General features: G+C 53.4%; 26 protein-coding genes. 16 read left to right on the forward strand and 10 right to left on the reverse strand.

All coding sequences use genetic code 11. From position 1 onward, the window contains the following. Nucleotides 1-744, forward strand: a 744-nt coding sequence (locus tag PFRI_RS16250) for a glycosyltransferase (RefSeq protein ID WP_072631756.1), incomplete at its 5' end; no start/stop codon positions are given. Nucleotides 745-757: 13 nt separating this feature from the next. Then, nucleotides 758-1,537: a metallophosphoesterase family protein gene (locus PFRI_RS16255; RefSeq protein WP_245812420.1), complete on the forward strand. Its 780-nt coding sequence runs from the start codon at nt 758-760 to the stop codon at nt 1,535-1,537. Here PFRI_RS16255 and PFRI_RS16260 read toward each other — a convergent pair. The 4 genes from PFRI_RS16260 to PFRI_RS16275 form a co-directional block, all read right to left on the reverse strand. Further along, nucleotides 1,534-2,802, reverse strand: coding sequence for a glycerate kinase type-2 family protein (locus PFRI_RS16260; protein ID WP_245812422.1), 1,269 nt, complete (start codon nt 2,800-2,802; stop codon nt 1,534-1,536). The two genes, PFRI_RS16255 and PFRI_RS16260, sit on opposite strands and share 4 nt — an antisense overlap. A 3-nt stretch (nt 2,803-2,805) precedes the next feature. Then, nucleotides 2,806-4,302 carry a heme biosynthesis protein HemY gene (locus tag PFRI_RS16265; RefSeq protein ID WP_072631757.1) on the reverse strand — a complete coding sequence of 499 codons (1,497 nt, stop codon included), beginning with the start codon at nt 4,300-4,302 and terminating at the stop codon, nt 2,806-2,808. Nucleotides 4,303-4,313: 11 nt separating this feature from the next. Beyond that, complete coding sequence (locus tag PFRI_RS16270) at nt 4,314-5,591, reverse strand: COG4223 family protein (protein ID WP_072631758.1); 1,278 nt, start codon at nt 5,589-5,591, stop codon at nt 4,314-4,316. A gap of 72 nt (nt 5,592-5,663) precedes the next feature. After that, nucleotides 5,664-6,335 (reverse strand): uroporphyrinogen-III synthase, encoded by a 672-nt coding sequence (locus PFRI_RS16275; protein ID WP_072631759.1) that lies wholly within the window; start codon nt 6,333-6,335, stop codon nt 5,664-5,666. Nucleotides 6,336-6,413: 78 nt separating this feature from the next. On the opposite strand from PFRI_RS16275, the gene tsaD reads away from it, so the two are divergent. Genes tsaD through PFRI_RS16300 form a run of 5 tightly spaced genes read left to right on the forward strand, consistent with a single transcriptional unit; the run spans nt 6,414 to nt 9,605 of the window. Next, nucleotides 6,414-7,508: a tRNA (adenosine(37)-N6)-threonylcarbamoyltransferase complex transferase subunit TsaD gene (gene tsaD, locus PFRI_RS16280; protein WP_072631760.1), complete on the forward strand. Its 1,095-nt coding sequence runs from the start codon at nt 6,414-6,416 to the stop codon at nt 7,506-7,508. Then, nucleotides 7,505-8,476 carry an NAD(P)H-dependent glycerol-3-phosphate dehydrogenase gene (locus tag PFRI_RS16285; RefSeq protein ID WP_072631761.1) on the forward strand — a complete coding sequence of 324 codons (972 nt, stop codon included), beginning with the start codon at nt 7,505-7,507 and terminating at the stop codon, nt 8,474-8,476. The genes tsaD and PFRI_RS16285 overlap by 4 nt, the downstream gene beginning before the upstream one ends. After that, a complete protein-coding gene (locus PFRI_RS16290) occupies nt 8,470-8,742 on the forward strand; it encodes a YciI family protein (protein WP_072631762.1) in 273 nt (90 codons plus the stop codon). Before PFRI_RS16285 ends, PFRI_RS16290 begins: the two co-directional genes overlap by 7 nt. Then, entirely contained in the window at nt 8,742-9,158 is a 417-nt protein-coding gene (locus PFRI_RS16295; protein ID WP_072631763.1) for an EVE domain-containing protein, read from the forward strand. Before PFRI_RS16290 ends, PFRI_RS16295 begins: the two co-directional genes overlap by 1 nt. 51 nt (nt 9,159-9,209) lie before the next feature. Next, nucleotides 9,210-9,605, forward strand: a complete 396-nt coding sequence (locus PFRI_RS16300) for a DUF1761 domain-containing protein (RefSeq protein ID WP_072631764.1) — start codon at nt 9,210-9,212, stop codon at nt 9,603-9,605. A 243-nt stretch (nt 9,606-9,848) separates the two neighbouring features. Here PFRI_RS16300 and PFRI_RS16305 read toward each other — a convergent pair whose 3' ends face one another. After that, entirely contained in the window at nt 9,849-10,190 is a 342-nt protein-coding gene (locus tag PFRI_RS16305; protein WP_072631765.1) for a DUF2853 family protein, read from the reverse strand. Nucleotides 10,191-10,408: 218 nt separating this feature from the next. Here PFRI_RS16305 and PFRI_RS16310 point away from each other — a divergent pair, with 218 nt between their 5' ends. From PFRI_RS16310 to PFRI_RS16320, 3 genes are all read left to right on the forward strand, one after another. Beyond that, a complete protein-coding gene (locus tag PFRI_RS16310) occupies nt 10,409-11,020 on the forward strand; it encodes an HD domain-containing protein (RefSeq protein ID WP_425439472.1) in 612 nt (203 codons plus the stop codon). A 42-nt stretch (nt 11,021-11,062) separates the two neighbouring features. Beyond that, nucleotides 11,063-11,692: a CDGSH iron-sulfur domain-containing protein gene (locus PFRI_RS16315; RefSeq protein WP_072631766.1), complete on the forward strand. Its 630-nt coding sequence runs from the start codon at nt 11,063-11,065 to the stop codon at nt 11,690-11,692. A 139-nt stretch (nt 11,693-11,831) separates the two neighbouring features. Then, complete coding sequence (locus tag PFRI_RS16320) at nt 11,832-12,599, forward strand: GNAT family N-acetyltransferase (RefSeq protein WP_072631767.1); 768 nt, start codon at nt 11,832-11,834, stop codon at nt 12,597-12,599. Here the strand turns inward: PFRI_RS16320 and PFRI_RS16325 are convergent. The 3 genes from PFRI_RS16325 to PFRI_RS16335 all read right to left on the reverse strand — a co-directional run bounded on the left by PFRI_RS16325 (nt 12,596) and on the right by PFRI_RS16335 (nt 15,289). Next, entirely contained in the window at nt 12,596-13,318 is a 723-nt protein-coding gene (locus tag PFRI_RS16325) for an extensin-like domain-containing protein (RefSeq protein WP_072631768.1), read from the reverse strand. The genes PFRI_RS16320 and PFRI_RS16325 overlap by 4 nt on opposite strands. Nucleotides 13,319-13,326: 8 nt before the next feature. Then, entirely contained in the window at nt 13,327-14,715 is a 1,389-nt protein-coding gene (gene ahcY / locus PFRI_RS16330) for an adenosylhomocysteinase (RefSeq protein ID WP_072631769.1), read from the reverse strand. A 109-nt stretch (nt 14,716-14,824) separates the two neighbouring features. After that, on the reverse strand, nt 14,825-15,289 hold the full coding sequence (locus PFRI_RS16335) for a YHS domain-containing (seleno)protein (RefSeq protein ID WP_072631770.1): 465 nt from the start codon (nt 15,287-15,289) through the stop codon (nt 14,825-14,827). A gap of 83 nt (nt 15,290-15,372) precedes the next feature. Here PFRI_RS16335 and PFRI_RS16340 point away from each other — a divergent pair, with 83 nt between their 5' ends. From PFRI_RS16340 to PFRI_RS16355, 4 genes are all read left to right on the forward strand, one after another. Further along, nucleotides 15,373-15,963, forward strand: a complete 591-nt coding sequence (locus tag PFRI_RS16340; RefSeq protein WP_072631771.1) for an HD domain-containing protein — start codon at nt 15,373-15,375, stop codon at nt 15,961-15,963. Nucleotides 15,964-16,007: 44 nt separating this feature from the next. Beyond that, nucleotides 16,008-16,451 carry a GNAT family N-acetyltransferase gene (locus PFRI_RS16345; RefSeq protein WP_245812424.1) on the forward strand — a complete coding sequence of 148 codons (444 nt, stop codon included), beginning with the start codon at nt 16,008-16,010 and terminating at the stop codon, nt 16,449-16,451. Nucleotides 16,452-16,738: 287 nt separating this feature from the next. Next, nucleotides 16,739-17,185 (forward strand): hypothetical protein, encoded by a 447-nt coding sequence (locus PFRI_RS20965; RefSeq protein ID WP_084649729.1) that lies wholly within the window; start codon nt 16,739-16,741, stop codon nt 17,183-17,185. Nucleotides 17,186-17,492: 307 nt separating this feature from the next. Next, a complete protein-coding gene (locus PFRI_RS16355; protein ID WP_072631773.1) occupies nt 17,493-18,041 on the forward strand; it encodes a hypothetical protein in 549 nt (182 codons plus the stop codon). Between the two features lie 3 nt (nt 18,042-18,044). On the opposite strand, the gene PFRI_RS16360 is transcribed toward PFRI_RS16355, so the two are convergent. Further along, nucleotides 18,045-18,599, reverse strand: a complete 555-nt coding sequence (locus PFRI_RS16360) for an ActR/PrrA/RegA family redox response regulator transcription factor (protein ID WP_072631774.1) — start codon at nt 18,597-18,599, stop codon at nt 18,045-18,047. 74 nt (nt 18,600-18,673) lie between these two features. Beyond that, on the reverse strand, nt 18,674-19,294 hold the full coding sequence (locus PFRI_RS16365) for an SCO family protein (protein ID WP_072631775.1): 621 nt from the start codon (nt 19,292-19,294) through the stop codon (nt 18,674-18,676). Nucleotides 19,295-19,411: 117 nt separating this feature from the next. Here PFRI_RS16365 and regB point away from each other — a divergent pair, with 117 nt between their 5' ends. Together regB and PFRI_RS16375 are read left to right on the forward strand one after the other, a co-directional pair. Continuing rightward, nucleotides 19,412-20,812, forward strand: a complete 1,401-nt coding sequence (gene regB, locus PFRI_RS16370; RefSeq protein WP_072631776.1) for a sensor histidine kinase RegB — start codon at nt 19,412-19,414, stop codon at nt 20,810-20,812. Between the two features lie 79 nt (nt 20,813-20,891). Further along, nucleotides 20,892-22,181 (forward strand): PAS-domain containing protein, encoded by a 1,290-nt coding sequence (locus PFRI_RS16375; RefSeq protein ID WP_072631777.1) that lies wholly within the window; start codon nt 20,892-20,894, stop codon nt 22,179-22,181. Nucleotides 22,182-22,217 lie beyond the last annotated feature (36 nt).

Genomic DNA, 22,217 nt, shown 5'->3' on the forward strand with positions numbered 1-22,217 from the left:
GTCAGCGATCGCCCTCGCTGCAACCGTCATATTCTGGTTATGAGTCCTGAACCTAGCGATGACGGCTCATACGATGACACGCTTTCTATCGCGCAGGAGGTCATTCCAGAAAAGCAACTAAAACTGTTAGAGGGACCGCGTCTTGGATTGACGCAAAATTTTTGGAATGCTTTACAACACGTTCCACTTGGTCATTACGCCGCTTTTTGTGATCAAGACGATGTTTGGCGGCAGTGCAAACTTACCCGTGCCCTAGATCATCTCAGCGGGCAAACAGGCCCTGCTGTCTACGCATCTGGACGGATCGTCACAAATGATGACCTTGAAATTCAGTGGTATCAAAAGCGGCGCAAAGTCGGGGCTTTCGCGCAACTTCTGTTTCGCAACCAGATTGCGGGCCACACATGCGTTCTCAATCCAAAAGCCGTCAAAGCACTGCAACGATACGCCCCTCCCGCCAATGTTCCATTTCACGACTGGTGGTCTGCACTGATCCTGAAAGGAATTGGCGCGCAGTTCATCCATGATCCAACGCCAACATTGTACTATCGCCAGCACACAAATAATGTGATCGGTGCACGGCGAGGACGCACAAAAGCGCTTCTGGATGGGCGTTATAACTTGTGGCTACAAAACAATTTCGATGCGCTTTGGCCATTGCGCGAAAACTTCACAAGCGGCGCGCGTCATGCGCTTCGTGTTTGCCTCCCACTGCGTGCTGGATTAAGCCTAACCCAACGTTAAGAACGGTTGGACCATGTTAGGTAATATCAGCAACAAACGCGGCGGCGCGGCCTCTTCGATCAATCTGCGCCCCTTGCAGGTCGAAATGAGCCCTGAGCGCCCTTTCTACGCGATTGGCGATGTGCATGGCTGCTTGGATCAAATGATCACTGCCTTAGGGCGCGTTGACGACGATATCGAAGCATTGGAAATCGCCGAGCCCACGCTGGTTTTCTTGGGAGACTACGTCGATCGCGGCAAGCGGTCCGCAGAAGTGTTGGAGTATCTTCTCAACCTCAGCCTGTCTGATCCCGACGCTGTCGTTTGTCTTATGGGAAATCACGAACGCATGATGCTCGACTTTCTAGATCAGCCGCAAAAATCGGGCCCGCGTTGGCTGCGCTATGGTGGCATGGAAACGCTCGAAAGCTACGGCATAACTGGCGTCGATGCGGATGCCTCTACAGAAGAGCTTTATGAAGCCTGCGAAGAGCTCTGGGACGCCTTGCCAGAGGGGTTGGAGCCGTGGCTGCGCTTTCTGCCGCTGCGTTGGTCCAGCGGTAATTTGCACTGCGTTCATGCAGCGCTTGATCCTGCTCATACGATTAAACAGCAATCCACCGAAGTGATGCTTTGGGGCTGTGACAGTTTCATGAAAACACCCCGCGATGACGGGAACTGGGTTGTTCATGGGCACACGGTCGTCGATAGACCCGTCTGGGAGCACAGCCGCGTTTCGCTTGATACTGGATGCTATTTCACGAACGAACTCACGGCTGCCGCATTCACCAACAATACGTGCCGGATTGTTTAGAGGTCTTCTATCAGGATCGCGCGAAAGTCGTTCACGTTTGTGCCTGTTGGACCGGGAACGAACAGATCGCCAGCAGCCTCAAACGCGCCCCAAGCATCATTGCCAGACAAAGCTGCTTTTGGATCAACACCGCCCTTGCGTATACGCGCCGCGCTTTGACCATCTGCAAACGCGCCTGCGTTATCTTCTGAGCCGTCAATCCCATCCGTGTCCGCCGCAAGCGCGGTGATACCCTGCGCGCCCTCTATCGCGTTCGCGAAGGACAACAAGAATTCCGTATTGCGTCCGCCTCGCCCTTTGGCACGCAGGGTCACGGTCGTTTCACCACCAGAGAGGATGATCGCAGGCTTCTGAAACGGTGCATTCTTGTCCGTAACTTGGCGCGCAATAGCCGCGTGCATCAGGCCAATGTCGCGCGCTTCGCCCTCGATGGCATCGGATAGGATAGCAACAGAATACCCGGCGTTGCGTCCGACCCCAGCAGCGGCATCCAGCGAAATTCCGGCAGAGGCAACGACGGTCACCTCGTTGCGCGCAAACGCTTCGTCTGACGGATCAGGCGCTCGCGCGCTTTCTTTAGCAAGATGTGTTTTGATCGCCTCGGGCAGCTCAATGCGCAAACTCTCAACAAGCGCGAGCACATCTTCCAAAGTGACATCATCGGGCACTGTCGGGCCAGAGGCCACCTGCGCAGGGTCATCACCCGGAACATCTGAAACCACCAAGGACACAACGCGCGCGGGGTACGCGGCTTTCGCCAAGCGTCCGCCCTTAATCGTACTGCAATGTTTACGAATCGCATTCATCGCACCAATTGGTGCACCAGAGGCGAGCAGCGCTTCGTTCAAGGCTTGCTCATCCGCCAGCGTCAGACCCTCGGGCGGGGAGGGCAGCAGCGAAGACCCGCCACCACAGACCAAAGCGACCACCAGATCATCAGCGCTGAGATCACGAACTGCATCAAAAAGCGCAGCACTCGCAGCAAGGCCCGCCTCGTCAGGAACGGGGTGCGAAGCTTCGAGCACTTTCACATGCTGACAAGGCGCTGCATATCCGTAACGCGTAACAATCACACCAGAGAGCGGACCATCCCAAAGCTGCTCAAACGCCGCTGCCATTTGCGCGGCCCCCTTACCAGCGCCGATAACAACAGTCCGGCCTTTCGGCTTTTCAGGCAAATGAGCCTTGAGAGAGGCGAGCGGATCAGCCGCCTCAATCGCTGCGCCAAACATGCTGGTCAGAAGTGCTACGTGATCGGAGTTCACCTGTTACGCCTTCGTTTCTACGGCGTCCTCAGCAACGTCCACGACTTCTGCGTCAACCACCTCGACCTCTTCGGCGACTGGCGTTTCAACAACATCGATCGGCTCTTCACTGGACTTGTCCTCAAACGCGCCAACAATCAAAGGCAACATCGCAACGCCCGTAGGTGCTGCAATCTGAGCCATGGGTGGAGATTTCCAGCTGAGCGTATCAAAGCTTGCACAGTTGCCGCAAACCGGCTCCCACTCAGCATGAATGTGGTTACATGCATCACAAACCCATTGCGGACCGCGCGGAGCATTCAACGCACGCGCGAGCCAGCCTTTGACCACAGCGTCCGAGGATCCTTCACCGCGCTCAATCGCCGCCATGATTGTCAGCGACCGCGCATCTGGTGCTGTCTCAACCAAATCGCCCAGCGCGCGACGCGCAGCAGGGAAATCTTCAGCAGCAATGTTCAACTCAGCGTTCAACATTTTCGTTTCAGGATGATCGGCTTGCGCCTTTGTCAGCTTTGCAAAACGCTTGATCCGCTCAACAGGCGTCTCATTCGGTTCGATCAAAGCATAGGTCGCGGCGAGTTCTGGATGCGGCTGCACATCCCACGCCTTTTTCAAAACGCGGACAGCATAGCGTTTCTTGTCCTGCTCCACGTAGCTGCGCGCAGCCATAACTGCGGCTGGGATCAAATCAGGCGAGAGACGGTTCGCTTCAATCGCCGCTTCGCGCGCTTCGATGTCATTGCCATCGTCCAAAATACCAGCTGCTTGAGACAGCGCTAAAACAGCCTCGCGACGCTTGTGCACATCGCGTGGAAGCGACCCGCTCTTCAGTTTTGCGGCCAGCGTCTTGCGTGCGCCTGCCCAGTCGGACCCTTGCGATTGCAACTTGAGCAAAATATCCTGCGTTTCTTCATGCTTCGGCTTTAGCGCAAAGGCACGTTCGGCCAATTTCAACGCCGTGTCTGTGTCACCCTCAGCCAACTTTTGCTTCATGATCCCACGCACACCGACGAAACGCGTTGCTTCGTCTTTCACCAGCTTCTTATAGGTTTCTTCCGCCTTACGGCTATCTCCAGCCATCTCAGCCGCTTGCGCCGTCAAAAGGTTGGTCAACTCTGGTTTGGCAAGATACTTCTCGGCCTTCGCCGCTTTGCTCATCGCCGCAGATCCATCGCCAGAGGCGAGCGCCATCATGCCCTCGGACAAAGCTTGATAGCCTTTGCGTTCGCGGTTCTTAGAGAAGTAGCGCGAGAGTGCTGTTTCATCACCGTTGATGAATTTCAAAACCGCAACCAAGAGAGAGATCAATTTCAAGACAACCCAAAGTGCGACCAACAAAAGGACAAGACCAAGGATGATCTGCAATGGCGAGAGTGAGATTTCGACGCCCGCCATGTTGACGACTGCGCCGCCACCCATCTCCATCAGATATCCGGCACCAAGTGTGAGCGCCGCTATTATTGCCACAAAAACGAGAACTTTTAGCAAAGACCAAAGCATTCAAAAGCGCCTTATTGAGAGTTCAAAGAAGTTGCGAGGGCTTCAGCCTCTCGCGCGGCGGACAGACGTAAGTTGGCCTGTGCCATCCATTCGGCCAGCGGTGCTTTCGCGCCCTCTGGTAGTGCATCTGCAATCTCGAGCGCGTCGCTGATCCGACCTTCGTCCACCGCAGCCCCCACACGCGACAGGATCGCATCTGGATCATCACCCTCGCGCGGCGCAACAGAGCGTACGCCAAGCTGACGGGTCAAGAAGCTGGACACGCCGCCACCTGTATCTTCGCTACGCACAGCTGCCAAAGCTTCGCGCGCAGCATTGGGATAAGCGTCGCCCAGCGAAGCCAGCGTAGGAACACCGTCTGCTGCGGTTTGCGCCAAAGCTTCTGGAATGGCGATGTCGCTATTCGCTTCGACCTCAGCCAAGGCGTCCGCAAATGGTGCGCCGCTTTCGAGGGCAACCAGAATGCGCGTAACGCCAGCACGCGCCAACGTATCGCGCGCCGTTTTCTCAGCGTCCTGCTTGGTCGCTTGCGCCTCAGCAATCATCGTGACCAGCTCGCCTTTTTGAGCATCAAGCGCGGCGCGCATGTCATTCAGCTCGCCTTCAACAGGTGCCATCTGTTCGAGCGCCGCGTTCTGCTGATTCAGCTCAGCGCGCATCTCTTTCAGCGCGTTCTCCATCTGTTGTGAAATGCCATCTTCACGTGGGAGCGCTTCGAGGGTCGTCAAGCGTTCCTCAAACGCGGCAACAGTCTCCGCGACGCCGGTGATTTGCTCCTGCGCGGCAGTTACCGCGCTTGTTGCATCAGCAATCGATGCTTCCAAAGCAGAGGCATCAAATGCAGGTTTCGCCGCAAGCTCTGCGCTAAGGGCGTCAATGCGGCTTGATTGCTCTTCGATTGCGCTGGTGTAATCTGCGGGCTTTGGGCCAAACGGCAAGCCATTCGGAAAAATGTAACCCGCACTTCCGACACCGATACCTGCGGCAACAATACCGCCAAGCACGAGCGGAACGAAGCCACCCTTTTTCTCGACAATAGTCTCGCGAATGATCTCTGGCTCAGGAGCAGACGCTTCTGCAGGCGTTTCCAGCTCTGCAATTTCGTCGACAATCTCTTCCTCAAGGACGACAAGCTCTGGCGTTTCGACAGGCGCGTCAGACGGCACTTCTGCGCCCTCAACAATCTCGGTAACATCTTCGGCAATTGTGTCGCTCGCGTCCTGCACAATCTCTTCTGCATTGACTGGCTCTTGAGCGTTTTTACTCTTGCCTTTGGTCGATTTTGCCACGTTACGCACCCTTTCGATTCTGCTACTGGCACAGACACTCAATTTTGACCTTACTGTCCTGCGCTCTGACCCTCAAGTCGGCAAAACAGTTGAAATCGCAGATATCATGCCCTCTGCATTAGGACTTGGGGCAATAAGGGCACCTCGACAAGTCACAGCAGCAGATTTTGAGATCGCGATCAATTTTACTTGCGAACCAAACGGCCCGAAGCTTGAAAAATGCTCTGCAATACGAGGCGAGAAAAGGGGAACTATGACTTGCGCTCCCCCCTTAAGCAGATCTTGAGCAGTTTCTGGCAGTGCGAGAAGCCTTTGTTCGTAGCCAACGATGCCCTGCGCGTTCAGCCCTGCATCACCTAATCGCTCCGCAAGCTTGCCCCGCGTATGGCGGCCGTGAATATGAAAAATCGCGCCTTTTGGGCGTTGCTTTAAAAGATCATCCAGCAAGTATTCGACGGTGCCGCCACTCACAAAAGGGTCAAACCCAAGCGCGCGCGCCCTGTCGGCGGTTGCTTGACCGACGCAATAACAGGGCAATTTCGCGCCAGTCCATGCCTCAACACCATTGCGAGAGGTGAACACGAGTGTGCCGCTATGGGGCATTTGCGAAATCGACAAATGTTCAATCTTAACCAAAGGCGCATATAAAACAGGCATCTTACCCAGCGAGGCAAAAACCTGCTGTGCAAACCGCTCGGACGCCGCTTTGGGGCGGGTCAAAAGCAAAGTTGCTGGTTGCGCCATAGGGTCAAGCCGGTGTTGTTTGCGACAAGCGTCAGTGGTAGCTGCTGATAAGCCTTCTTGCAATGGAGCCCCCCTATCTTGGCGCAACCGATCACCATTCTAGGACTGGAAAGCAGCTGCGATGATACCGCCGCCGCAGTTGTGCGGCGTGGCGTTTATGGGCGTGCAGAGGTGCTCTCGAATGTGGTCGTCGGGCAGAATGATTTGCACAAAGCGTTTGGCGGCGTCGTCCCTGAAATTGCCGCGCGCGCGCATGCAGAAAAGATTGATCTGTGCGTTGAAAAAGCTCTGGTTGAGGCTGGCGTTGCCCTTGCCGAAATGAACGCGATTGCTGTTACAGCAGGTCCAGGTTTGATCGGTGGTGTTATGTCAGGCGTTATGTGCGCAAAGGGTCTTGCAGCTGCAACAGGCCAACCTTTGATCGGTGTGAACCACCTTGCGGGTCACGCGCTAACGCCACGGCTCACCGATGGTCTAAGCTATCCCTACTTGATGCTGCTCGTGTCTGGTGGTCATTGCCAGTTTTTGATCGCACGCGGTCCCAATGATTTTTCGCGCATTGGTGGCACCATTGATGACGCCCCTGGTGAAGCTTTCGATAAAACAGCGCGCTTGCTCGGCCTTGCGCAACCTGGCGGTCCTGCAGTTCAGACCGAAGCAGAACAGGGCGACCCCAAGCGTTTCAAATTTCCACGCCCCATGCTGGATCGTGCTGGGTGCGACATGTCCTTTTCCGGTCTCAAAACCGCTGTCTTGCGCGCGCGGAATGACGTGATGACGGATGACACGATCAAACACCAAGACGTGCGCGACTTATGTGCTGGGTTTCAAGCAGCCGTCGTTGATGTGCTGGTGGAAAAGACACGGCGCGCCTTGGCGATTTATCTTGAAGAGAATCCCACTGAACCAGCCCTCGCGGTCGCTGGTGGTGTGGCCGCAAATACTGCCATTCGAGCAGGATTAGAGTCTGTTTCGAGTGCGTTTAACGTACGCTTTACGGCTCCCCCTCTCGCGCTTTGCACCGATAACGCCGCGATGATTGCCTATGCAGGGTTAGAACTGTTCGAGGCCGGTCGTCGCGATGGGATGGACTTGTCCGCGCGTCCCCGCTGGCCCCTCGATACATCCAGCGCACCAATGCTCGGCAGCGGCAAAAAAGGGGCGAAAGCGTGAGTGTCGCTGTTCTGGGTGCTGGTGCTTTCGGCACGGCGCTAGCGATATCCCTCGCGCGAGAAGGACACGATATTACGCTTTGGGCGCGTAGCGAAAAACAAGCCGAAATAATGCAAAAGGACCGATCAAATAGTGCTCGCCTTCCTAAAGCGACCTTCCCTTTGACCCTACATATCAGTGCCGATCTAGACACTATCAAGGAACATCAGACCCTTTTGATCGCAGTTCCAATGCAGCAACTTGCGCGATTCATCGCAGATCACCAAAATCACCTTGCGCACAAAACTCTGGTCGCTTGCTGTAAAGGCATTGATCTGACCAGCGGTCTTGGCCCAAGCCAAGTCATACTCTCCGCCTTGCCGGATGCGCAGACCGCAATCCTTACAGGACCGAGCTTCGCGCATGACATTGCCGCTGGCTTGCCAACCGCGCTGACGCTCGCGTGCACGGACCCAACGCTTGGCACAACGCTGCAAAACGAGTTGAGCACGTCCAACATACGCCTCTATCGCAGTACCGATGTGACGGGTGCAGAGCTTGGCGGTGCTTTGAAAAATGTGATTGCGATTGCCTGCGGGGCCGCGATTGGCGCTGGCCTTGGGGAAAGCGCGCGCGCGGCTTTGATCACGCGCGGCTATGCCGAAATGCAACGCATGGCAGAGGCGCTAGGCGCAAAACCCGAAACGCTTGCAGGGCTCTCTGGGTTTGGCGATCTTGCGCTGACCTGCGCCTCTGAAGGATCGCGTAATTTTCGGTTTGGCTTGTCGCTTGGGCGCGGCGAAACCTTCGATCCGAACATCACGGTTGAGGGCGCCGCAACCGCGCAAGCTTGCCATGAAAAGGCAAAAACTCTGGGCGTGGAAATGCCCATCACCGCCGCAGTGACTGCGATGATCAATCAAACACTTACCCTAAAACAAGCAATGGATTCGCTGCTCGCGCGTCCGCTCAAGGAGGAAACATGCTGATAGCATTGATGGCAAAAGACAAAGACGGCGCGCTGCAAACACGCCTTGATAACCGCGATGCACATGTAGCGCACATTAAGGACAGTGGTGTCGTTTTATACGCAGGTCCGTTCTTGAATGACGCAGGCGAAATGTGCGGTTCACTTGTGATCTTGGACGTCGAAAATATGGCCGCCGCAGAAGAGTGGGCCGCGAACGATCCCTACGCCAAAGCCGACCTTTTCGCGTCCAGCGAACTGATCCGCTGGAACAAGGTTATTGGCTGATGCGCTATTGGCTTTTTAAATCCGAACCCTCTGTTTGGGGTTGGAATGATCAAGTTGCCAAGGGCGAGACTGGCGAAGAATGGGATGGCGTGCGCAACTATCAAGCGCGCAATTTCATGCGCGAGATGTCTGTTGGAGATCTCGGGTTTTTCTATCATAGCCAGAAAGAGAAAGCCGTCGTTGGCATCGTTGAGGTGTGTCGCGAAGCGCATGCTGACAGCACCACCGATGATGCGCGTTGGGAGTGCGTTGGTATCAAAGCGATCAAACCTTTGAAAACGCACATCACCCTTGATGACATCAAAGCTGACCCGCGCCTTGCCGAGATGATCCTCGTGAAAAACTCTCGCCTGTCTGTGCAGCCTGTCACCGCCGAGGAATGGCAGATTATCTGCACGCTTGGGGGAATTGCTTAATTTTTAAGCACGCTGCATAGTCGTCCCACAATAAAATAAGGGGACGGTACTATGGAATTTATCAATGTCTTGGTCGCAGCTGCGGTTGGTTTTGGTGTTGGCGCAGTTTGGTATGGGGTTCTTTCCAAACCTTGGATGGAGGTGTCAGGCGTCGAGGTCGGTGCCGATGGCAAGCCTGCGAATAACGCGAACCCAATGCCCTATATCATGGGATTCTTGGCGATGGTGCTCGTGGCTGGCATGATGCGCCACGTGTTTGAGCTGAGCGATATTGAAACGATGGGCAAAGGGCTGGTGTCTGGCTTTGGGATCGGACTTTTTCTAGCCGCGCCTTGGTTGATGATTTGCTATGGCTTTGCCGGGCGTCCTAGCAAGCTTTTGCTAATTGACGGCGGATACGCAGCACTTGGAAGCGCTGCTATTGGCTTGATCCTGACTGCTTTCTAAGAACCGAAGACGAAGCAGGGGATGCGTCATGGACATACACGCACCCCCTGTCACCCCGCGTTAAAGCCTCCCACAGGCACCACGCGTGTAAACTGGATGGGTCGTCCTGACCTTGCTCAATCACTTAGCCGAAAAACTCATTTCGGGCAAACGCCAAGTCATTCAAATATCTCATAAATTTGAATTTCCCAAACAAAAAGGGCGCTCCGAAAAACGCCCTTCAAATCAGATATCGACAAGCGTTTAGCCGTAAACAGCGTCTTTACCGAAGTGCTTTGTCAGCATATAATAGACAACCGCACGGTATTTGTTGCGCTCGGATTTACCGTAAATTTCGATCACTTTGTTGATCACCTCCATCAACTCAGGACCATCCGCAAGGCCGAGTTTCTTGATGAGGAAATTCTTCTTAACTGTCTCTAGTTCTGCTGGCTGGCTACCAGCAACAGTGGACGCATCCGCGTTATAAATCGCAGGGCCACAGCCGATTGTGACTTTCGTCAACAAATCCATGTCCGGTGTCATGCCACATTTATTCTTCAGATCATCTGCATACTGCACGATCAAGTCGTCACGTTTTCCCATTAGGTCTCTCCCTTTTTACAGTTTTAGCTGTCGTCATTGTGTGTGAGTGCCGAAGCTGAGAAAATGTTAGCGATAAAAACAATCAGATCAATGGTGATTGTGCCTCGGTTTTTCCCCCGGAAATCCCAATTCTTTGATAAAATGAGCGCCAGAAGCAAAGGACTACCACAAAGCAGGCGTCCGAGATAAGGCATTAACTACTGAAAAGGATCACTTTTATGAGCAATGAGCGCACCGTTTCCTTCACGCAGATGAAAGACGGCACCAAAGAAGATTATGCGCTGCTGCATGAATTAGAGAAGCCTTACTTAGGGTTAACGGCAGATCGCATCCTTGATGAGCTGCGCCGACAGGGCGAGGTATCGCTCCAAGGGTACAAAATCACACGCCTCGATCATGCTCTTCAATCCGCCACGCGTGCGCGCCGCGACGGGGCGGACATTGACTGGATCGTTGGCGCGTTACTGCACGACATCGGTGACGGTCTTGCACCGCAAAACCATGATCGCTTTTCGGCTGAGGTCATTCGCCCCTTTGTGCGCTGGGACGTGGCTTGGGTGGTTGAGCATCACGGCATTTTCCAAATGCTCTATTATGGGCGTCACTACGGCTGGGACGAAAATGCGCGCGATCGGTTCAAAGATCATCCCTGCTTTGACAACTGCGCTGCGTTTTGCGAACGCTGGGATCAATCGTCTTTTGATCCTGAGTATCAGCAGGACCCGCTTGAAAGCTTTGAACCGCTTGTGCGCGAGGTCTTCGCCCGAAAAGCCTATAGCGCAGATGTTGTGCAAGAGGGCACAGTCACATCCTTGACCAGCCCCGCATAAGCGCGTCTGTTCTGTTATAACCCAGCACAGGAGAAGCACGGCATGAAACGTAAGGAATACGCAGGCAAGGACATCACCGTCACCTTTGACCTCAAACGCTGCATCCATGCTCGAAACTGCTTTTTGAAACTGCCACAAGTGTTTGATCCGGCCCAGCGCCCATGGGTTCAACCAAACAACGCCCCAGCAGAAGAAATTGCCGCGATGGTGCGCACTTGCCCTTCTGGCGCTTTGGCCTTTCGCAAAGAGAATGCCGCCGAAATGGTGCCGCCGATCAATCGCATCACAGTCTTGGAAAACGGACCCTTGGCTATTGCAGGGGATATCACGGTGGAAGACGGTGAAAGCGAAACCCGCGTGACCCTATGCCGATGCGGTCTGTCCAAGAACAAACCCTTTTGCGACTATTCCCATGTTGAAGGCGGGTTTGAAGCAACGGGAGAGCCCAAAGCAAAATCGCCCCCGATGAGTGATGAGCGCGGCAATGCGGTGAGAGCGTTTCGTATTCCTGACGGCCCTTTAAAGGTAGAAGGTAACGTAGAGCTCACCACCGGAACTGGCCTCAAAATCGGCACGCATGAGAAAGCGTTTTTGTGTCGCTGTGGCGCATCCAAGAACAAGCCTTACTGCGATGGATCACACAAAGATGCTGCGTTTAGCGATCCTGCTTAGAAAATGGGCGCGATAAACTTTTGCAAAAACAGGTTTCAGATTGCGCGCTCAAAAACCCCTAGATTTGTCTCGATCTTCTTGAAAACGCGTTGACGCACTCCCAAATCTTACAAATGTCGTCAGATTTGGGAGTGTGGGAATGAAGAAGTTTCGTAAGCCGGCGCAAGTGATATCGCCTCTTGATATTCCCACTCAAACTCCGATGCGTGCACGCAGCGCTGGTGTGATCAGTGCGCATGATCTTGCCATGTATGAGGCTGACGGAACCGCTCTCGCGTTTGATCCGATGCAACAAGGATGGGTACGCGCAGATTGCGACGATGATCTGACATTCGCACCTGCTGTCTCTTTCGACACGGTCCAGCCGAAACCCCGCACCAAGATGAGTGCGGATTTGATCCCGCTTCAGCCACAATATTTGCTGCGCTCTTGGGGAACCGGCGATCTGGAAACCTACAAAGCTTTACTTGATGATCCAGAAGTCTGGCGCTTTTTGCCAGAGGACTATCCGAACCCGCTCAGCGACGACATGGCAATGGCCCTAATCGAGCTGTCAAATGCCAGCAACCACCATCAGGTGTTCGCGATCCTGCGCGACGGTGATGTCGTAGGACAGGTGCGCCTCGAGTATGATGTTGAGCCTGACAACGGTGCGAGTGCAGAGATCAGTTTCTGGATTGGTCGCGCCCATTGGGGCAAGGGGATTGGCCGCGATGTGGTCAAGCTGTTCACCAGGCGATCCTTGCGTGACAACCCATGGCTGACCTCGCTTATCGCACGCGTCCACGAAGATAACGTGAAATCGATGAAGTCGTTGTTGAACGCTGGATATGTGGTCGAGGGCGCTGATAAAAAGCGCGCGAACTGGGTTCAGCTAAGGTTACAGCGTGAGGACACTGGCCTTTAACGGCAGGGTCCCCACCCTTTGTTCTGTAAGTGAAAATGATCCGCATGCGCGGCGTTATAGTCGGGCCCTAGGGTCGTGCCGAACCAATCGCATGACGTGTCGCGCACCTCACGCAAGAACTGTGCTTTCAGATCGTCATCATCCCAGTCTTTGAGCAAGCGAATGCGCGTGCCGTCGGTCAAATCGAAACCCGTGACATCAATCGCGCTTGCCGTCGCATGTGTACTCATTCGGGACGTTCCAGAAATGCGTCGACAATTATAAGACCCCACATGACGGATCCTGCTCACCTTCGCGTTAAAAAGGTCTAGCGCGATGGGTTGAACACCGTGTTCTTCCCACATCGCTGTGCGCAAAGCCGTCGCACAGGCCGTCTCGATGGGACCAATATCAGCATCACCCACGCGCCTAAGCTGAACGCGCCCAACGATCCCGCAATTCCCATCAACCTCAAGATCATCCATCTCGGTGATGCGCCCAACGTCTTGCATAACTTGCTTGCAAAGCTTCGGATCACTCGTCGCCCAATCCAACTTCCAAGCAGTCAACGGCGTGATCGGGTCTTTCACGGCGAGCGGCTCAAACACGTTCCAACGATCTGGCAACGGCGTATCTGGATGGCGCATCAGAGCCGAACCAAGCAACACTACAGCCACCAAAAGAAAAAGCGCCGCGACCCTTTTTACGGGACTGCGGCGCTTTTGAAATTCATCACTCATGTGAGCAATTAGTAGCGATAATGCTCAGGCTTGAAAGGGCCGTCCGCTGAAACGCCGATGTAGGCTGCCTGCTCCGGGTCAAGCTTGGACAGCTTCACGCCGATACGATCAAGGTGCAAACGCGCGACTTTCTCGTCGAGATGCTTGGGCAAGATGTAGACTTCGTTCTTGTACTCATCGCCGCGCAGCCACAGTTCCATCTGTGCAAGAACCTGGTTTGTGAAGGATGCGGACATCACGAAGGATGGGTGACCCGTTGCGTTACCAAGGTTCAAAAGGCGACCCTCAGAGAGCAAGATCAAGCGGTGACCATTTGGCATTTCGATCATGTCGACCTGCTCTTTTATGTTGGTCCACTTGTGGTTCTTGAGCGACGCCACCTGAATTTCGTTGTCGAAGTGACCGATGTTGCCAACGATCGCCATATCCTTCATCTCGCGCATATGCTCGATGCGGATCACGTCTTTGTTGCCAGTTGTGGTTACAAAGATGTCAGCCGTGGAAACGACGTCTTCCAACGTCGTAACCTGAAAACCGTCCATCGCCGCTTGCAATGCGCAAATCGGATCGACTTCAGTGACGATCACACGCGCACCGGCACCTGCGAGGGACGCGGCAGAGCCCTTGCCCACATCGCCGTACCCCATGACAACCGCGACTTTACCGGCCATCATCGTGTCTGTCGCGCGGCGGATGCCGTCGACGAGGGATTCTTTACAGCCGTACTTGTTGTCGAATTTGGACTTGGTCACAGAGTCGTTCACGTTGATCGCAGGGAATGGCAGTTGGCCATCGCGGTGCAATTCATAAAGACGGTGAACACCTGTTGTCGTTTCCTCAGAAACACCTTGGATCGCGTCGCGTGTCTTAGTGAACCAGCCTGGCGTCTTTGCCATACGCTTTGCGATCTGCTTCTTGATCGCTTCTTCTTCCTCGGACTGAGGCACTGGAATGATGTCTTCGCCCGCTTCCGCGCGTGCGCCAAGCAGAACGTACAAAGTCGCGTCGCCACCATCATCAAGGATCAGGTTCGCGCCTTCTGGGAACATGAAGGATTTGTCGAGGTAGTCCCAGTGCTCTTCCAGGCTTTGACCCTTGATCGCGAAGACCGGTGTGCCGCCTGCTGCAATCGCCGCCGCCGCGTGGTCTTGCGTGGAGAAGATGTTGCAAGATGCCCAGCGAACGTCAGCGCCCAGCTCAACCAGTGTTTCAATCAGAACCGCTGTCTGGATCGTCATGTGAAGCGATCCAACAATGCGCGCGCCTTTCAGCGGCTTCTCTTCGCCAAATTCGGTCCGCAGGGACATCAGGCCCGGCATTTCCGTTTCAGCAATATCCAGTTCCTTGCGACCGAAGTCCGCAAGGGTGATGTCTTTTACGATATAATCATTGGCCATTGTGCCGCTCTCCTCGAAGATTTTATTATTCTGATGTGCACTTAGCACTCAGTGCCTATTCCTTCAAATAAAAGCCGAAAGGAAGTTAAGAGAGCGGCAAAATCGTGACTTATCTCTCACCAGGGAAGTGAGTCATCCAGTTTTTATCACCTGACGCGATGTGCGACGAACGGCGCAAAGCCCAGCGCGCACGGATTGTTTTGGACACGTTCAGGTAAAGCGAGCCATCATGAACCGTCCATGCGTCGGGATCTCCGGGCGCGAAATAGCCGCTCGACATCGCAAAAGCGCAATAACCGCCAAAGCGCGGCGCATATTTGTCTGGATCTGCTTGGAATGTTGCAAGATTTTCAGCATTGGCGAAATGGAATGTGATGCCTTTGTGCGTGGTTGAGTGCGCAGCACTACCCTTTACCCCGTCCCCGCTTTTTAAACCGAAATAGGCAACAACGTCGCGTCCGCCCGCAGCAAGATCACCGCCATCGCTATACCAACGAGGTTCCGTTGCGGCGAAGGCAGGCATCGCGAAACTTGCAAGCGCAAGGGCGGTGAAAGAGCGGCGAGTGAGGGTCATGTTCAAGTTTCCTTTTCATCTAGGTCAGGGGTGCGTTACATCTATGAACCATAGCTAAGAAGTGAACGTCGCGGAGTCTCCCCATGTCACAAAAACGTGCTTGGCAGCGCATGTTATCGGGTCGTCGGCTCGACCTTTTGGACCCCACTCCGGTGGATATCGAGGTCGAGGATATCGCCCATGGCCTTGCCTTTGTGGCACGCTGGAATGGCCAAACTAAAGGGGATTTCGCTTATTCTGTGGCTGAACATTCGCTATTGGTAGAGACCCTTTTCACCCGCATGCAACCCAGCGCACCAGTGAAATGGCAATTGGCCGCTTTGTTACATGATGCCCCCGAATATGTCATTGGTGACATGATCAGCCCCGTTAAGGCGGCGGTTGGCTCTGGTTATGGCGAGCTTGATGATCGCCTCACTGCTGCGATTCACATTCGGTTCGGGCTGCCTGCAACGCTTCCTGTTGCGATTAAAAAGCAGATCAAGAAGGCGGATAATGTGAGTGCGCGGCTAGAGGCAGAGCAAATCGCTGGGTTTTCCCCGAGTGAAGCGGATCAAATATTTGGCAAACTTGACGCGGATCTGACCGCGGGCCTTTCGATCCGATTGCGCCCCCCTTTAGACGCTCGAAACGAATTTACACAACGCCATGCAGCCCTCTTGGAACAGATATAATGCAGATCACTATTCGCGCTTTTGAGCAAAACGATCTTCCCCAGATGACTGAACTACTAAACGAGATCATCGCGATTGGTGGCACGACGGCCTATCTTTCGCCTTTGCAAACAAGTGACATTGCTGAATGGACAAAGCGTAAAGTCGCGCACGCGCGCTGGAATGTTGCGCAGGATGAAACGGGGCGCATTGTTGGGTTTCAATGGGCCGAATCCCATCCTAACCTCCCGCCCGAAGCGGCAAGTATTGCGACTTTTGTGCGCGTTGGCGTTGTTGGTGCTGGCATTGGCTCTAAACTATTCGAAACCACCTCAACCCAAATACGCGCGCTTGGGTTTGAATGGATCAACGCCTCTATTCGTTCCGACAATGAGAGTGGTTTGCGCTATTATGCAAAGATGGGGTTTATGGACTGGGAAGTAGACCCCAATGCGACGCTCTCGGATGGTCGTGTTACGGGAAAGAACCACAAACGTTTCGATCTATAATTTTCTCGAATTGTGAACAATCGCCCCATTTGCGCCCCAATTGACGCCTAGTCAGCGACAAGGCTGGAAGCTTTTCGTATTTCGGCAAAGGCAATATCGCAATTGAGGAATATTTCATGCGTGCACATAAGGTCATTTTGACACTTACAGTTTCTATCGCTCTTTCCGGCTGTTTGCCGTCTAATGAGCCAACTTTCAGCTCTCGCGGGGCGGGGCCTGAGACAATTTCGATGCACAATGCGAGCAACGAAATGAAGATGCAGTAACAAGCGGATGCGCTAAGCTCCATGACACGTAGCATCATTCGTAAGTCAACCGTGCAGGGCGCTGCAATCGGCGCGTTTGCTGGCTGTGGTTTGATTATTCTGTCAGCGAGCAATGCTAAGAATTGCGTCTCTGGCGCTGTCATTGGCGGCGCCATTGGCGCTGTCGCGGGTGCTGCAAGTGGCAAAAAACAAGCGGCAAAACGTGTTGAACTTGTTTCACCCAGCGCGCTTGTGCGTGTGATTGGCAAAGCCGATGATCGCATGGATGTTGTGACACGTGATTTGCCAAACTTGTTAAAAAAACAAGATACAGAACTTTCGCTTTTGAATGATCGCATGAAGTCCGGTCAGATCAGCGAAGATCAATACGCGCACCGCTTTGAAGTTATCAAAGCCAATCGTGCAGAGCTGGCAGAGGCGCTTAGCCTCAGTGCCGCACAAGCCAACGAAGCGCATCGTAATTTGTAGGACGCTAAAGCCAAAGGCCAAAACGGCCTTGATTGGCACCTTAGCGCGATCCGTAATCTGGCGCGTGAAGCAACATCTGCACGATCCGCGATCTCGCTTTTATAAAAGCACATCCCCTAGAAATCTTAACGCAGCCACCCCTCAAGGTGGCTGTTTTTCGTTTGTACGACTGCTGGTTGTGAAACAATAAGAACGTTAACCAATTGCCTTATAGTTTCTCGAAACAGTTCACATTCCTGCCCCAATTGGGTTGCTTACTCTTCCTTGAATGCTCGCGTCAGTTGAGCAACGTTGAGGAGTTTTGAGTATGATCCGTAAAGTGACATGTGCCGTTTTCCTAGGTCTCAGCAGCATTCTTGCGGGATGCGGTGAACCTACTGAACCCTCCTTTGCCATGAAGAACGAGATTGTTGAGTTGGACTTGCACAGCCTTGTTCGCGGTCAATCAAACGAGCTTTTGTCGATGACAGAGGCGCTTCAGAAGAATGCATCGCGAAGCTTCTCTTCTCCTCGCAAGCTGAGTGAGACACTCGAAGAAAGCATCGTTCAGATGGATCAAATCCATATGAACCTGCCGACGCTTTTGGCCGATCAAGATGTCGAAATCGCCGCCATGCGTCAGGCCGTTGCGGACAAGACAACAAGTAAATCCCTGCTCAAGGCGCGCTATGAAGCCATGCGCGCGTATCGCACGGCTTTGATCCAGTCTCTGGATTCTAGCGCTGGGCGCACCAGTCAAACGTTGCGCGCTCTGCAAGCATCCGAGCGTCCAGATTTGATGCCGCTGATGCAGGACGCAAAAATCCTGTCGCGCGACCTAAACGCCGCGCGCACGATGATCCAAATGCAGATGTAAGCCCTAGCGTGGGCTGCGTTTTGCCAAGATGCGCTGCAAAGTACGGCGGTGCATATTCAGACGTCGCGCAGTCTCACTCACGTTACGATCGCATAACTCGTAGACGCGTTGGATATGCTCCCAACGTACACGATCAGCGCTCATTGGGTTTTCTGGGGGCGGTGGAAGTTCATCGCCGGTCGCCAAAAGTGCGTTGGTGATGTCGTTGGCATCTGCAGGTTTGGACAAATAATCCGTCGCACCGATCTTTACCGCAGCAACAGCAGTCGCAATCGCACCGTATCCCGTCAGAACAACGACACGGCTATCAGGGCGTTTCTCGCGCAGCACTTCGACAACATCGAGACCATTTCCATCCTCAAGACGTAGGTCGATGACGGCATATGCCGCTGGTCGCGCTGTTGCGATAGCGCTTCCCGCTGCAACAGATCCTGCAGTTTCCACTTCAAAGCCACGTTTCTCCATAGCTTTGGCAAGACGACGCAAGAACGGTTCATCGTCATCAACAAGCAATAGCGACTTGTCTTCACCGATGTTTTTGTTGGCTTCAGTATTCACGCAAGGCTCTCCCGTCAAAGCGTCGTTTGCAAACCCTACGCCTAAGGGTTTGAAGCGTCAAACTTTTGTGCGCTTCAGGCATTGTCTATAAAGCATTGAATCGTATCCGCCATCTGTTCGGGCTGAATTTCGCGGCGGAAAAACTCGACAAATCCATGCTCAGGCAGAACCAAATAGGAAAAGGTCGAGTGATCCACGAGATAAAATTCATCGTCCGCAGGCTGCGCTTTGTAATAGGTACGATACGCTTGGCTCGCCGCTTTGACCTGCGCAGGCGTTCCGGTCAGACCAATCATGCGCTCATGTAGGTTGTCTGCAAACTCGCCCACCACTTCCGGCGTGTCACGCTTTGGATCTACCGAGATAAAAATGGGGGTAATTTCGCGATTGCGTTCTTGGAGAATATCCGTGGCAATCGCGTTGCGAGACAGATCGAAGGGACACACATCAGGGCAAAAGGAATAACCGAAGTAAACCAGCGACGGCTTGGTGATGACATCCTTGTCCGTCACCTCTGTTCCAGTCTTATCGAGCAAGGTAAACGGTCCGCCAATTTGAGCAGTCCCACCTGCGACTTGCCCAATGCGACACTGCGCAAATTGATCATCAGACCCATTCGATTGCGTCGCGAACCAAACACCAAAAAGAGCTAAAACAACAGCAAGTGCTGCAAAAATGGCAAGTAAGCGGGTCATAGACATCTCCGGCTGCGGCGTTCAGTGTGCTTCGAAACGAATTTAGCTTGAAGTACCACCAGAGCAATCCCCTGCATATGCACCAAAACGTGAGAGCCTGCGACATAAAGGACGACTATGCCAGCCACCGATCCACAGCTGATGACCGCCTCTGGGACGCAACGCCATAACTGGATCCGTTTGCGCACAATTACCATGCTGCGCTGGACTGCGATTGCGGGTCAGATCATCGCGATCACTGTCGCTCAGCAGATGTACAATCTGCAGCTTGAATTACTCCTGTGCTACCTTGTGATTGGTGCCTCTGTCGTCGGCAACCTTGTCGCGATCTTCCTGTTCCCCGAGAACAAACGTCTCTCCGAGACCGAGAACCTGTTGATGGTTATTTTCGACCTTTTGCAGCTATCGTTCCTGCTTTTCCTCACTGGCGGTCTTCACAATCCCTTTTCGCTTTTGATCCTCGGCCCTGTCACTGTGTCTGCCGCCGTGATGTCGCTGCGCTCTACTGTGATGCTTGGTGTTATGGCGATGGTTATCGTGTCTTTGCTTGCGGAATATCACCTGCCTTTGCGCACAGAAGAAGGGTTCATTCTGCGCATTCCGGATGTGTTCCTGTTTGGAAATTGGGTCGCGATCATTATCGCCCTGTGCTTTCTCAGCGCCTATAGTTGGAAAACCTCTAATGAAATGCACTCCATGGCTGCTGCTTTGCAGGCCACATACTTGGCTTTGTCACGAGAACAGAAATTAACTGATATCGGCGGTGTTGTTGCGGCGGCTGCGCACGAGCTTGGGACGCCTTTGGCTACGATCAAACTGGCCAGCTCTGAACTTGTGGATGAGCTGTCAGACAGACCCGAGCTTGCAGAAGACGCGGCTTTGATTTCTCAACAAGCTGATCGGTGTCGCGATATTTTGCAATCGATGGGCCGTGCTGGTAAAGATGATCTACACTTGCGCAAAGCGCCGTTGAGTGCCGTTCTGGAGGAAGCTGCAGAACCGCACTTTGAACGTGGCAAAGTCATCGTCTTCGAGCAAACACAGCATGACGCAGAGCTTAACGAGCAACCTGAAATTCTGCGCAAACCAGAAATCATCCACGGCATGCGCAACCTAGTGCAGAACGCTGTCGACTTTGCGAAAACAACGATTTGGGTGGAAACGAGTTGGAGCGATAGTGAAATCAGTGTGCGTATTGTGGATGACGGCGCTGGCTTCCCTTTGCATCTGATTGGCCGCATTGGCGATCCTTTTGTGGGACAGCGTAAATCCGATAAAGAACGCGCGAAACGCCCCGAATACGAAGGCATGGGCCTTGGTTTGTTCATCGCAAAAACACTGCTCGAACGCTCTGGTGCAAAGCTTCAGTTTTCCAACGGTGGATCGCAATTCGCCAAGAAATCCAACGGCAAGACTGGCGCCGTCATTGATGTCACCTGGCCCCGCAATAAAATCGATGCCGCGTTTTCGAATGTGGCAGAGGTGACCGGTGAAAACTTGAGAAACCAAACCTATTAAATCCATGATTTGATACGTCGCTTAAGCATTCATTAAGAATAAGCGCGCTATGAGAGGGTGGTTTTAATGGGAAATTCGAATGTTCACTACTCTCTCATGGGTCGATCTCAGTCTGGTTTTTGGCATCACTCTGATGAGTTTTGCGATTGTCAAAGTTCTTGGAAACTCAAGCGTTCAAACGATTGAGCCAAGCCGCCAGTCCTTCACACGTCAGTTTTGTTTTGAGTTTGATCACACGGGAAAACTCGTGTGTACCAACGAACATGCGCGCGAGTTCATTTCTGATCTAGCGCTTTCAGATCCTGATTGGACCACTTTGCGCGAAACCTTGGAACACCGTTTCGAGGGGTTGCCAATATATGTTAGTGAGACGGAAGCACCGATACGAACATCACTTCAGCCGCGCTCGGCCATTGACCCGATGACGGTCGAAATTGAAGAGCATGTTGATGGCCTTTCGCTCATTCTAATTGAACGTGAACGCTCTGACACGACTGACCATGTCGCAATGCATAATGTGCTCAGCACGCTCCCAAATATTGCGCTTGTTCAAGCCGTTAGTGAGAATGCTCCGTTCCCTGTGTGGCAAAGTGATGGAACGGGTCAAATCGGATGGTCTAACGCTTTTTACAAAGCGCTGGAACGGCGCATTGATCGCAAAGATGCGCCGCTCTTTGAACTCTCGATAACGCCGGACGTTGAAAAACATGCGCAACGCATTTCTTTGAAGGACCCAGCACACAATCGTACGCATTGGTTTGATGTCACACGCCAACCTTTCGAGGGTGGGCACCTACACTTTGCAACCGATGTTCATGCAGTGGTTAACGCTGAAACCGCTCAGCGCAACTTCGTTCAAACACTTGCCAAGACCTTCGCTCATTTGGCCACAGGCCTCGCGATCTTCGACCGCAACCGTCAGCTTGTGCTCTTCAATCCCTCGCTTTTCGATCTTACTGAGCTGCGCCCAGAATTTCTGACAGCGCGCCCGAATCTGTTCTCTTTTTTCGACCAGCTTCGCGATAATCAGATTATGCCCGAACCTAAGAATTACGCAAATTGGCGTGAGCGGATCGCTGATGTCATTTCGGCCGCGAGCGACGATAACTTCAGCGAGACTTGGCATCTTCCGAATGGTCTCACATATCGGGTAACGGGTCGCCCGCATCCAGATGGTGCTATTGCCTTTCTGTTTGAAGACATCAGCGCCGAGATTTCTCTTACCCGCCGCTTCCGAGATGAGGCTGATGTCACTCGGTCCGCGCTCGATGCCCTTGACCATTCCATCGCGATTTTTAACCGGGCGGGATATCTACAGCAGCACAACTCCGCGATGCTAGAATTTCTTGGACTGAAGTGGTCCTACTAATTCGGACAGGTTTGTGGCTCAGCTAAGATGTAATCG

The organism is Planktotalea frisia, assembly GCF_001890925.1.
GTDB lineage: Bacteria > Pseudomonadota > Alphaproteobacteria > Rhodobacterales > Rhodobacteraceae > Planktotalea > Planktotalea frisia.

Excerpts from the sequence above, each read along its gene's own strand:
- PFRI_RS16255 (WP_245812420.1), top strand. The coding sequence starts at position 758 with ATGTTAGGTAATATCAGCAACAAACGCGGCGGCGCGGCCTCTTCGATC.
- PFRI_RS16295 (WP_072631763.1), top strand. The coding sequence starts at position 8,742 with ATGCGCTATTGGCTTTTTAAATCCGAACCCTCTGTTTGGGGTTGGAAT.
- PFRI_RS16355 (WP_072631773.1), top strand. The coding sequence starts at position 17,493 with ATGATCCGTAAAGTGACATGTGCCGTTTTCCTAGGTCTCAGCAGCATT.
- PFRI_RS16320 (WP_072631767.1), top strand. The coding sequence starts at position 11,832 with ATGAAGAAGTTTCGTAAGCCGGCGCAAGTGATATCGCCTCTTGATATT.
- PFRI_RS16335 (WP_072631770.1), bottom strand. The coding sequence starts at position 15,289 with ATGACCCTCACTCGCCGCTCTTTCACCGCCCTTGCGCTTGCAAGTTTC.
- PFRI_RS16345 (WP_245812424.1), top strand. The coding sequence starts at position 16,008 with ATGACTGAACTACTAAACGAGATCATCGCGATTGGTGGCACGACGGCC.
- PFRI_RS16265 (WP_072631757.1), bottom strand. The coding sequence starts at position 4,302 with ATGCTTTGGTCTTTGCTAAAAGTTCTCGTTTTTGTGGCAATAATAGCG.
- PFRI_RS16275 (WP_072631759.1), bottom strand. The coding sequence starts at position 6,335 with ATGGCGCAACCAGCAACTTTGCTTTTGACCCGCCCCAAAGCGGCGTCC.
- PFRI_RS16340 (WP_072631771.1), top strand. The coding sequence starts at position 15,373 with ATGTCACAAAAACGTGCTTGGCAGCGCATGTTATCGGGTCGTCGGCTC.
- ahcY (WP_072631769.1), bottom strand. The coding sequence starts at position 14,715 with ATGGCCAATGATTATATCGTAAAAGACATCACCCTTGCGGACTTCGGT.
- PFRI_RS16305 (WP_072631765.1), bottom strand. The coding sequence starts at position 10,190 with ATGGGAAAACGTGACGACTTGATCGTGCAGTATGCAGATGATCTGAAG.
- PFRI_RS20965 (WP_084649729.1), top strand. The coding sequence starts at position 16,739 with ATGACACGTAGCATCATTCGTAAGTCAACCGTGCAGGGCGCTGCAATC.
- regB (WP_072631776.1), top strand. The coding sequence starts at position 19,412 with ATGCCAGCCACCGATCCACAGCTGATGACCGCCTCTGGGACGCAACGC.
- PFRI_RS16300 (WP_072631764.1), top strand. The coding sequence starts at position 9,210 with ATGGAATTTATCAATGTCTTGGTCGCAGCTGCGGTTGGTTTTGGTGTT.
- PFRI_RS16365 (WP_072631775.1), bottom strand. The coding sequence starts at position 19,294 with ATGACCCGCTTACTTGCCATTTTTGCAGCACTTGCTGTTGTTTTAGCT.
- PFRI_RS16375 (WP_072631777.1), top strand. The coding sequence starts at position 20,892 with ATGTTCACTACTCTCTCATGGGTCGATCTCAGTCTGGTTTTTGGCATC.
- PFRI_RS16310 (WP_425439472.1), top strand. The coding sequence starts at position 10,409 with ATGAGCAATGAGCGCACCGTTTCCTTCACGCAGATGAAAGACGGCACC.
- PFRI_RS16315 (WP_072631766.1), top strand. The coding sequence starts at position 11,063 with ATGAAACGTAAGGAATACGCAGGCAAGGACATCACCGTCACCTTTGAC.
- PFRI_RS16290 (WP_072631762.1), top strand. The coding sequence starts at position 8,470 with ATGCTGATAGCATTGATGGCAAAAGACAAAGACGGCGCGCTGCAAACA.
- PFRI_RS16325 (WP_072631768.1), bottom strand. The coding sequence starts at position 13,318 with ATGAGTGATGAATTTCAAAAGCGCCGCAGTCCCGTAAAAAGGGTCGCG.